Genomic DNA, 10582 nt, shown 5'->3' on the forward strand with positions numbered 1-10582 from the left:
GTTGCCCATACTCGGTCATCCGACCGTCCGCTGGACGGATGTCGGAACGTCGCCGGCAGTCGTCCCCGAGATCAGTCCCACCAGACCAGCAGTTCGATCCATGATTGGGGCGTACTTGGGGAAGGGGTTGGTGTTGCTCTGCCGGGTGATGTCCAGACAGAACGCGACGTGTTCGGCGGCCACTCGCAGCGCCAGATCGAGGATGGTCGGTGGCGCGGCGATGCTCAGGTGCAGGGTGTCGAAGCCCAGCCCGAGGACGGCGGCGCCGAATCGGCGCGCCAGTCGCGGACAACGGCGGCGAAGCGGGCGATGTCGTTGTCGTTGAGTGGGCTGGTCCAGCCGATTGCTGTCAGCGCGTGTGCGCCGTCGGTGGTGAGAACCAGCGTGAGGCGGGCTCGACCGGTGGCGAGCAGCCTACCTGTACTGGCGCAACGCCCACGCCCGCAGAGTGAGGTACGGGGGCAGGGCGTGCCATGTCGGCTGCATCCACAGGACGAGCGGTTTTGTGTGCTACGAGTCCAAGGCCGGGTTCTTGTGCCGACATTCGAGCTGGTGGATAACTGTCCTATGGTCAGGCAATCATTTCTGGAGCTGCTGGAAGCGGAGGCACCACCGGATGCATTCTACGAGCAGCTGCGTATCGCGGAGCGTGACGGCGGACAGGCGGATGAGCTTGAGCGGTTGCGTGAGGAACTCGCGGTGGCGATGCGGGTGCGGTCGAACATGGCCAGGCAGCGGCAGCGCCAGTCGGAACTCCGCGCACTGTTCGAATCCGCGAATGACCTAACCGCCATCCGGGATGTGGATGCAGTGCTGTCGGCGATTGTGCGGCGTGCCCGCCAGCTTTTGTCCTCGGATCTTGGCTATCTGAGCCTGGTTGATCCTGAGCGCGGTGACTGCTACATCAAGATCACGGAGGGTTCACAGACGCCGACGTTTCCGACGCTGCGCCTGCCGCTGGGTTCGGGAGTGCTGGGGATGGTGATCCGTACAGCTACCCCATACTCCACCGACGACTACCTGGGCGACCAAGATCTTATCCACCTTGATCATGTGGACAGATCGGCGGGTGAGGAGGGGATTCGGGCGGTGCTGGGGGTACCGCTGGTGCTCAACGGTGCGGTGATCGGGGCGTTGCTGGCGGCGCAGCGGACTCCTCGCCGATTCTCGCATGACGAGGTGGCGCTGTTGGAGTCGCTTGGAGCGCACGCGGTGGTCGCGCTGGAGAACGCTCGTCTCTTCGAGGAAACGAGCATGGCGTTGCAGGAGCTCAATGACGCCAACGCCGAGGTGCGGGCGCATTCGCAATCGCTGGAGCTGGCCGCAAGCGCCCACGACCGGCTGGCACAGGTGTTGTTGGAGGGTGGGCGAGTCGCTGATGTGGCCGCGGTGATCGGTGGGGTGCTCGATGGACGAGTGTGGGTGCTCGACTCGGACGGGATGGTGCTGGCGGCGGTTGGGGCGGACCCGGCCGATTGCGCCGCCTCCACCGTGGCTGCCGCCGTGGCTCGGGCGCTGGTCTCGGGTGGGGTGGGCGAGGTGGTTTCCGATGCTGGTGAGGTGCGGTATGTGGCTGTCGCTCGGGCGGGGTCGGAGCATCTGGCGACCATGGTGCTGGGCCGAGCCGTCCCGCTTTCGGACGCCGACCGGCGAGTGCTGGACCGTGGTGCGGTGGTAACGGCTTTGCTGATGATGTTTCAGCGAAGTGTTGCCGAGGCCGAGCATCGAGTGCGCGGCGAGTTGCTCGATGATGTGCTGTCGGCGCCACGTCGTGATCCGCACAGGTTGCGGGATCGGGCTCGCCGGTACCGTGCCGATCTGGATGTCCCGCATGTGGTGCTAGTGGCGAGGCTGGAGGGGGTGGACCGGCATCGGGGGGCGGCGGTGGCGGCTCGGCTGGCCGCCGAGCGGCATGGACTTGCGGGGCTGCGCGGGGATGATGTGGTCCTGGCTGTTCCTGGCCAGGAGGTACTGCCGGCGGGCAGGTGGTTGGCTGAGCGGCTGCGCGGTGGAGTTAAGGCTGTTGTGACCGTCGGGGTGGCGGGGCCGGCTAACGGCCCGGACGGGATCGCTTCGGCGTTTCGGGAAGCGGAGCAGTGTCTGGCGGTGCTGCTGGCGTTGGACCGGCGCGGTGACGTGGCCGACGGGGCGGGGTTGGGTGTGGCGCGGTTCCTGCTGGCGGGGGCCGGCAAGGACGAGGTGGATCAGTTCATGTATCGCATGCTGGGTCCGGTAATGGATTACGACGCTCGGCGCGGCACTCAGCTTGTGGCCACGCTGGATGCGTGGTTCGCCGCCGGCGGCCTTGCTGGTGCCGCGGAACGGGTGCATGCGCACGCCAACACCGTGCGGCAACGGTTGGAGCGCGCCACAGTGTTGCTGGGGCCGGATTGGCGTCAATCACCGCGAGCGCTGGATATCCAGATTGCCCTTCGTGTCTGGCGGCTGCGCAACGTCAGTCGTTAGATGCTAGTCGGTGGTGCATGCCTTCTCCGGTAGCGGCGCCGATCATGCTCACTGACGATGAACGCGAGCAGTTGCAGGCGTGGGCGCAGGCCGACGTCGGTACAGGCCCTCGATTTGCGGTCACGGATCGCGCTGGCGTGTGCGGATGTCGCCGGGTGTCAACGGTAAGTTGAGCAGGGCTGGGCATTTCGCGGGCGACGGTGACCAAGTGGTGTAACCGGTTCGCCGGCTGGTCACCGATACCGCGTCGTGTCCGGTGGACTGGCGGTTGTTTCTGCCTGAGTCGTGGGTCCCGGCTCGCCGGCCGCCGCGCATCAACGGGGAGGCCCTGGCCATCGGCGGGGCGGTGAATGGCCGTCCATGGGGGTCTTCCCTGGCCGCCGACAAGCCTGGTGTGACGAACACACAGGACTGCGGCGACTGTACGCCGCGTGCACATAGCCGGCAGACTGGCGTGTCTTTACGTTGTGGAACATGACATCGTATTCCCGGTGCGACGCCAGTCTGCGGCCTGTCATGGTGATGAGGCGCTCGTCATGACAAGAGTTGCGGAGCGTGTCGCCGAACTGCGCTCGATGTACGACGCGCCAAAGGCATGCGCCGCGGACCTGTTGTGTGACCGGCATCCCGGTGATCGGGTTGCCTTTAGAGTGGTTGATGTCGATCTGACATTCCGCGATGTCACGTTCGCCGAGTTGGCGGACCGGTCGCGCCGGGTCGCGGCCGCCTTGGCCGAGTTAGGGGTGCAGCCGGGCGACCGCGTGGCCACCGTGATGGGTAAGTCGTTGGATCTGGTGGTGGCACTACTGGGGATCTGGCGGCGCGGCGCGGTGCATGTGCCGCTGTTCACCGCGTTCGCTGAGTCAACGGTCGCGGCGCGGCTGGCTGCTAGCCGCGCCAAGGCGGTGGTTTGTGATGCCGCCCATCGGCACAAGGTCGGATCTGGAAAGGATCAGGGGCCGGCAGGTGTCCAGGTGATCATCGCTGGTACGCAGCACGGTCATGTGCAGCCAGGCGACGTCACGATGGGGGAGTGGATGACCGCCTACCAGCCTGACGCGGGGGCGGCGGCCTCGGTGGCGGTGGGTGGTCACGGGGTGCTGGTGCAGCTGTACACCTCCGGAACTACCGGCACTCCCAAGGCGGTGCCGCTGCCGGTCAAGGGTCTGGCCGCGCTGCACACCTATTTGGAGTATGGCCTGGACATCAGCGATGACGACGTGTATTGGAACGCCGCCGACCCTGGCTGGGGGTATGGGTTGTTCTATGGCATCATCGGTCCGCTGGCTGCGGCAAGACGTAACCTGTTGCTCGCCTCCACGTTTGACCCTGAGTTGACGTGGGAGGTCATGGCCCGGTTCGGGGTGACCAATTTCGCTGCCGCCCCCACCGTGTTCCGGGCGTTGCGTGGCTGTTGCCCACCGAACGCGCACGAGCTGCCGTTACGGCGACTCTCGTCGGCAGGTGAGCCTCTCACAGCCGATGTCATCTCCTGGGCCACCGAAACACTTGGCGTACCGGTGCGCGATCATTACGGGCAAAGCGAACACGGAATGGTTGTCGTCAACGGCTGGCATGGCGACATCAAACGCCCGTTGAAGAACGGGTCCATGGGATGCGACATGCCCGGCTGGAGAACCAGGGTATTGCTGACCGACAAGGACGAGATCGCCCCGCCCCTCACCGTCGGTCGCATAGCGATCGATGTGCCAGCCAGCGCGCTGCTGTGGTTTCCCGGCTATTTCGACGCCAGCGTCCAGACAGCCGAGCGGTACAGCCCGGACCGGCGTTGGTACTACACCGGCGACACCGGTTGGCGTGACGAAGACGGATACCTCTTCTTCACCGCTCGCGACGACGACGTCATCATCATGGCCGGCTACCGGATCGGCCCCTTCGAGGTGGAAAGTGCGTTGGTCAGCCATCCGCATGTCGCAGAGGCCGCGGTCGTCGGGGTACCCGACGCGCTGCGCGGGGAGGTCATCGAAGCATTCATAGTGCTATCCGAGGGTGTCGCGCCGTCGCCAGCGCTGGCAACGCAGCTACAGCAGCATGTCAAACAGCACTATGCCGCGCACGCCTACCCAAGGAGCATTCACTTCGTACCGGCACTACCTAAGAACCCCAGCGGCAAGCTGCAGCGGTCCGTTCTGCGGCAGCAACGTAACCACGGGGTCAACGGCAGCCCCTACTCGAACCCTGGATCTGAGGCGGCCGTGGCCTGATGTGCCCGAGCACAAGGACACCGTTTCCGGTGTGGTCCACAACGCTGGTCTGCGCCAGACCCCTAACCTGTCCCCGTAGAAAGGTTGGTCAGGTGATAGGGCACCTGACCTGCCGCCCTGCAGCGGACTTCTGACGGCACCGTAGCCCGCCCAGCAACGAAGGGCTGGCGGCATCCCGCTCTGCCGGGCCACCGAGTGCTTCCGTTGCCCGGCCGCTTCAAGGAGAGGCCTCAATGGATATCAGGGGTGCAACAGCACTCATCACCGGCGCCGCGAGCGGCCTGGGTCAGGCGACCGCTCACGCGCTGGCCGGCGTAGGCGCCAATGTGGTCCTTCTCGACACCGACACTCAGAACGGCCATCAGATCGCGAAGCAGGTCGGCGGAGAGTTTACCCCCGGCGATGTTCGCAACCCCCATGACTTGGCACGTTCGGTCCAGGTCGCAGCTGCCGCAGGACCGCTGCGCGTCGTGGTCAACTGCGCCGGAGTCGGTGACGGGGGCCGGATCCTCGACCGCGAGGGCAGCCCCCACGACCTCGCCCGATTCGAACGTGTCATCGGGATCAACCTGACCGGCACCTTCAACGTACTACGGCTGTCCGCGGCCACCATCGCCAAACTCCCCGCCAACGGTGACGGCGAACGCGGAGTGATCATCAACACCGCCTCCATCGCAGGCATCGAGGGCCAGGTTGGCCAGGTTGCCTACGCGGCGTCCAAGGGGGGCGTCATCGGGCTCACACTCGCGGCCGCACGCGATCTCGGCTCACACGGCATCCGCGTCGTCACCATCGCACCCGGCGTCTTCGCCACCAGCATGGCCGACCTGATGCCCCAAGCAACCCGTGACACGCAGACCAGTAACCTCGCCTTCCCGCACCGTCCCGGACAGCCGGCTGAGTTCGCCGCCTTGGTCTTGGCCGTCATCGCAAACCCGTACCTCAACGGCGAAACCATTCGGCTGGACGCCGGCCTGCGCATGACCCGCAGGTAGCCCATGAAGCCAGTCGGCCGACGACCAACTGGGTGTTGACCCGGTGGCAACGGTGCTTGCCTGCGTAGCGGTGTCGGGCCTGTTCGTCGCTGAGCCGGTTGAGGCGGATCAGCGTGCCGTCGAGGATCGTGCGGGCCAGCTGCCCGATGCGCTGCATCGCTTGCGGGAGGGCGCGTGCCTGGGCGGCGCGACTCGGTCGGCCAGGCCACCTACTCCGCGATGCCGGTGCGCGAATCCGGCAACCTTTGCTTACTACTCCTGGCGGACCGCGTAGGTGCGAGGTCGGTGGCCAGGTTCCGCTGACCAGCCCGTGCAGAGGGCGACCGTTGCCGGTGCCCCACGCACACACGCAGCTGTTCCTTGTATTCATCGATGTCATATCTGTCATGTGAATATCTTGTTACGTTCTTGCAACGCGGACCCCCCACCGCTTACCGCAAGGAGTGGATATGTTCTCGAACCAGCGCACGAAACGGCGTCACAACAGAGGCGGTTCAGCATTGTGGGCCAGCCTCTGGTCGTTGCTGGCTGCCGTTGTGGCTGTAGCCCTACCCGGTCCGGCCCACGCCGCGTCGCTGCAACCTGTGCCCGACTTCGGTGACAATCCAGGAAATCTGCTGATGTTCAAGTACATCCCGGATCAACTGCCCGCCAACGCACCGCTGGTGGTGGCGCTTCATGGTTGTTTTCAGTCCGCCGCCGTGTACGACGGTGAGAGCGGCTGGGTGAAGATGGCTGACACCTACCGGTTCGCGCTGTTGTTCCCGCAGCAGCAGGAAGCCAACGACCCTGGCCGGCGGTGTTTCAACTGGTTCCTCGCTGGCGACAACAGCCGTGGCCAGGGCGAGGCGGCGTCTATCATCTCGATGGTCGACAACATCAAGACCAATCATTCTGTCGACGCCTCACGTGTGTTTGTCACCGGCCTGTCCGGTGGCGCGTTCATGGCGTCCAACATGATCGCCGCATACCCCGACGTGTTTGCCGGCGGCGGCATTGTGGCCGGGGGCCCGGCCAAGTGCGCCAACCAATCGTGGGAGGCGTTTGCGTGTGCGAACCCCGGGGTGAACAAGACGCCGCAGCAGTGGGGCGACATCGTCAGGGCGGGTTTCCCGTCCTGGTCTGGTTCATGGCCTAAGGTGTCGATCTGGAATGGCACCGCTGACACGGCGGTCAGCATCCAGAACTTGACCGAACTCATGGAGCAGTGGACCCACGTCCATGGCGCTGACCAGATCGCCGACGAACTGGCCACGGTTCAGGGCTATCCGCGCACGCGCTACCACAACGGGGAGGGTGCGCCGGTGGTGGAGACCTGGTCGCTGACCGGGCAGCCGCACGGGCAGCCACTGGACCCGGGCACGGGTGAGACGAAGTGTGGCGTCGCCGGTGGGGCCGGCATGGTGGACATGAACATCTGCGCCGCATACCAGATGGTGCTCTTCTTCGGCCTCAACGCTGCCGGCGGCGATACCGAGGCGCCCACTGCCTCGATCACCTCGCCGGTCAGCGGTGCCGAAGTTACGGGTACTGTGCAGGTTTCTGCGGCTGCCACGGACAATGTCGCCGTCACCACGGTGGAGTTCTACGTGGACGACGGCAACCTGATTGGTACCGACACCACGGAGCCGTACAGCATCGACTGGGACACGTCGGCCGAATCGAACGGCAGGCATACCCTGACGGCAAAGGCGTACGACGCGGCCCACAACGTCGGCACCTCAGGGCCCGTGACAGTCACTGTGACCGGGGGCGGCGGAGGCGACCCGGTTGCCTTCTCCAGCGGCACCGACGACGGCTACGTCAAGGCCTACTCCAACGGCACCGGTGTGGAGGTCGGCGCGAGCAAACACATCCTCGGTTTGGCTGTCGGCCGCGGGATCGACGCGAAGATCAACCGGGCGGTGTTGTCGTTCGACACCTCCGCTCTGCCCGACAATGCCGTGATCAACCGCGCCTACCTCACTGTGACCCTCAACTCCTCGTACGGTAACCCGTGGGCCAACCCGGCTGGCAACCAGTTGCTCGTAGAGGTGCAGACCGGATGCCTAGGCCCCAGTTGCGACATCGAGACCGCTGACTGGTCAGCCGCCGTTACACAGCCGGGAGTCGGGCAGATCGCCCAGTGGGCCTCGGGCACAACCAGGTCGACCAATTGGAGTTCCGCCGGCCTGTCCGCGATCAACAGGATCGGAAAGACCCAGGTCAAGCTTCGTTTCTCCGAATTCCAGACCAGCACCGCCTACGTGATCCTCGCGCCTGAGGTGGGCGCAACCCTCACCGTCGAATACAGTGCTGCCTAACGGCAAGCGCGTGTCCGCTTCACCGCCACGCGTAACGGGTCCCAGGCGCTTGCGATCAGGGATCCACGGCGTAGCGGGTGGGAAGGCTCTGGCCAGTCGGCCGCCAATCGCCGGCGACCGGATGGGCGGCCGGGTGGCCGATCGGGCATGTGTCCGCCTATCGCCCCCCGCATGGGGTCAGTCGATCCAGTGCGCCGATGGGAGCACCTATACCAGTCGACGATGGCGGGCGATCACATGGCCCGCTACCAGCGAGTTTTCTTATTGTCGGACCTGCAAATCCAGTTCCATGCTGTCCACGCAGGAGGGTGAGCCGGACGACCGTCCCGCAAGTGACGGGCGGGACATGCCAGAGTCCAAAAATCTGTCGGGCAGTGGAACGGCCGGTGGGCGCTGGGGCCATGCGCCGCCGACGGCACCGTAACGCTCCTGCCAGTAGGTGATGACCCACACGTAACGCACGGAAAGGTGGGCCGATATGACAGAAGTGCGGCGTTTCGCAGAACGGATCGTCATCGGAGCAGACGGGGCGGAGATTGCGGTTGCGCGGTGGCCCGGCGCCAAGGGGCCGCTGGTCTGCGTGCACGGATTAACCTCGCATTCGCGCGCGTTTGCCGGCCTGGCGACCGAGCTCGCCGACTACGATGTGGCCGCGGTCGACTGTCGCGGTCGGGGCCGCTCCAGCAAGCAGGCCCCGTACGGGCTCGAGCAGCATGCCGCCGACCTCGCAGCGGTGATGGACACGTTGGAGATCGACACGGCAACCATCGTGGGGCACTCGATGGGGTCCTACGTCGCGGGGGCTTTCTACGCCCGGCACCCGCAGCGGGTACGGCGGCTTGTCTTCGTTGATGGCGGATTCCCGCGCCAGCTCCCATCGAAGGTGACCCCGGAGGACTTGTTGGAGTCCACCCTCAGTGTGTTCCTGACCAAGATGCGGCGTACCTTTGCCAGTTTCGAGGAGTACCTGGCCTACTACGAGAACACCCCCGTCTACAGCGATGGGGTAGATGCCTACGGCCGGGTGCACTTCGCCTACGACCTGGTCTACCGAGACGACGTCCTCGAAGCCCGGGTGGGTGAGGCGTGCGTGGCCGCGGACTGGCGCGACGTTCTCGATCACGACTTGGTCGGTAAGCGTCTGGAAGGCGTCGCGGTGCCACTGCTGCTCATCCGGGCGCTCGGTGGGCTTACCGGAAGTGGTGATCTCGTCGTTACTGACGAGGTGACCAAGGCGATCGCGGAGAGGGTGCCGCACGTTCAGGTGGCTGAGGTCCCCGACGCCAACCATCACACGATTCTGCTTTCCGTTGCGGGCGCGCAGGCCGTGGCCCGTCTCATCGAGGAGTTTCTGAAATGACGCCACGGTCGTCACGACAGAGGGCACTAGCCTGGGGCGCCGCCGCCTTATCCGCCCAGCTGATACTCACCGCGTGCGGGGCGGCCACCTCGGGCGCCGAAACAGGCGTGGACGGACAACGCATCGTCATCGGTTTGCACGGACCGAAATCTGGTCCAGCGGCCGCACTCACCGAAGGCGCGATTACTGGTTTCCAGCTATACATCGACCAGCTCAACAACAATGGCGGCATCGCCGGGCGCAAGGTGGAGGTGGCACAGGCAGACGACCAGTACACCGTCTCCGGCGGTGCGGCCGCCGCACGCCACCTGTCCGACAGGGCCTTCCTCGCCTACAACATCATCGGTGCGGATCCGGCGATCGGCGCCCTCCCCGAGTTCGAGCGGAGGGGCGTCCCATACATGTCGGTGGCGCTGCCGATGGCCCTAGCGCAAGACAGCGACGTGGCATTTGTGTTACCTACCCCGCTGGAGCTGCTGGCCGAAGCGGTGCCCTCCTTCGTGCGGAACAAGCTGGATCCACAAGGGCAGGCCAAGATCGCCGTCATGTGGGAGAACCAAGACATCATGCGCGACATGCATGACCGTTTCATCCGAGCTGCCGACCAAGCCGGATTGCGCATTACCGCCACGGAGAGCTTTGACCGCGACGCTGCCACCTATGTGCCCAACGTGCAACGCATCCGGGACGCGGGCGCCGACTTGGTCGTGCTGCTCGGCGGGGTCGCGGTGCCGCAGATCCTCAAGGCCGCCAAACAGATCGGCTACGAGCCGACCTGGACGGGCGCAGGGGCGTGGACCTTCGACCTGTTCAACGCCGCCTCCGGAGGCCTGATGGAAGGCATCGAGGCACTGCGAGCAGCACGGGTCGCCGACGCGGCCGACTACAGCGAGTTCCTGCGCCACCTGCATAAGACCAGGCAACCCGGACCTACTGACGAGATCGCCTACGCCGGCTGGTCAGGCGCGAGATTCATCGAACAACTCTTGCTGCGCCTTGACGGAGAGTTCACCCGGAAGCGCGTGTTCGACGAGCTCACATCGCCCACCTTCAAGGACGCCCCGATCATCGTCGACTCGATGGCGCCACTGTGGTGGGGCGACGACCGCCGCTTCGGCAGCGCCGAAGCCCTACCCAGCAAAGTGGTTGATGGCCGCTGGACCGTGACCGGTGAACCTGCCAGCCGGTTCTGACAAGTCATCGGCTATTCCCGGCCACGCTGACGCGCGGTGG

At 65.5% G+C, this 10582-nt stretch carries 7 protein-coding genes; 6 read left to right on the forward strand and 1 reads right to left on the reverse strand.

Annotated elements, in window-relative coordinates; all coding sequences use genetic code 11:
- Positions 1 to 15: 15 nt before the first annotated feature.
- A complete protein-coding gene (locus tag ACFQUZ_RS25360; RefSeq protein ID WP_377446552.1) occupies positions 16 to 282 on the reverse strand; it encodes a DUF4253 domain-containing protein in 267 nt (88 codons plus the stop codon).
- Between ACFQUZ_RS25360 and ACFQUZ_RS25365 the strand changes: the two genes are divergently transcribed.
- The 6 genes from ACFQUZ_RS25365 to ACFQUZ_RS25390 all read left to right on the forward strand — a co-directional run bounded on the left by ACFQUZ_RS25365 (position 169) and on the right by ACFQUZ_RS25390 (position 10542).
- Positions 169 to 2466, forward strand: a complete 2298-nt coding sequence (locus ACFQUZ_RS25365; RefSeq protein WP_377446473.1) for a helix-turn-helix domain-containing protein — start codon at positions 169 to 171, stop codon at positions 2464 to 2466. The two genes, ACFQUZ_RS25360 and ACFQUZ_RS25365, sit on opposite strands and share 114 nt — an antisense overlap.
- 467 nt (positions 2467 to 2933) lie before the next feature.
- Entirely contained in the window at positions 2934 to 4691 is a 1758-nt protein-coding gene (locus tag ACFQUZ_RS25370) for an AMP-binding protein (protein WP_377446475.1), read from the forward strand.
- A gap of 233 nt (positions 4692 to 4924) precedes the next feature.
- Positions 4925 to 5686, forward strand: a complete 762-nt coding sequence (locus tag ACFQUZ_RS25375; RefSeq protein ID WP_377446477.1) for an SDR family NAD(P)-dependent oxidoreductase — start codon at positions 4925 to 4927, stop codon at positions 5684 to 5686.
- A gap of 449 nt (positions 5687 to 6135) precedes the next feature.
- Positions 6136 to 7989, forward strand: a complete 1854-nt coding sequence (locus ACFQUZ_RS25380; protein ID WP_377446479.1) for a PHB depolymerase family esterase — start codon at positions 6136 to 6138, stop codon at positions 7987 to 7989.
- 478 nt (positions 7990 to 8467) lie between these two features.
- Entirely contained in the window at positions 8468 to 9349 is an 882-nt protein-coding gene (locus tag ACFQUZ_RS25385; protein WP_377446481.1) for an alpha/beta fold hydrolase, read from the forward strand.
- Positions 9346 to 10542, forward strand: a complete 1197-nt coding sequence (locus ACFQUZ_RS25390; RefSeq protein ID WP_377446483.1) for an ABC transporter substrate-binding protein — start codon at positions 9346 to 9348, stop codon at positions 10540 to 10542. The genes ACFQUZ_RS25385 and ACFQUZ_RS25390 overlap by 4 nt, the downstream gene beginning before the upstream one ends.
- Positions 10543 to 10582 lie beyond the last annotated feature (40 nt).

It is taken from the genome of Plantactinospora sp. GCM10030261 (assembly GCF_042666615.1).
Classification (GTDB): Bacteria; Actinomycetota; Actinomycetes; order Mycobacteriales; family Micromonosporaceae; genus KBS50.

Excerpts from the sequence above, each read along its gene's own strand:
- ACFQUZ_RS25375 (WP_377446477.1), top strand. The coding sequence starts at position 4,925 with ATGGATATCAGGGGTGCAACAGCACTCATCACCGGCGCCGCGAGCGGC.
- ACFQUZ_RS25380 (WP_377446479.1), top strand. The coding sequence starts at position 6,136 with ATGTTCTCGAACCAGCGCACGAAACGGCGTCACAACAGAGGCGGTTCA.
- ACFQUZ_RS25385 (WP_377446481.1), top strand. The coding sequence starts at position 8,468 with ATGACAGAAGTGCGGCGTTTCGCAGAACGGATCGTCATCGGAGCAGAC.
- ACFQUZ_RS25390 (WP_377446483.1), top strand. The coding sequence starts at position 9,346 with ATGACGCCACGGTCGTCACGACAGAGGGCACTAGCCTGGGGCGCCGCC.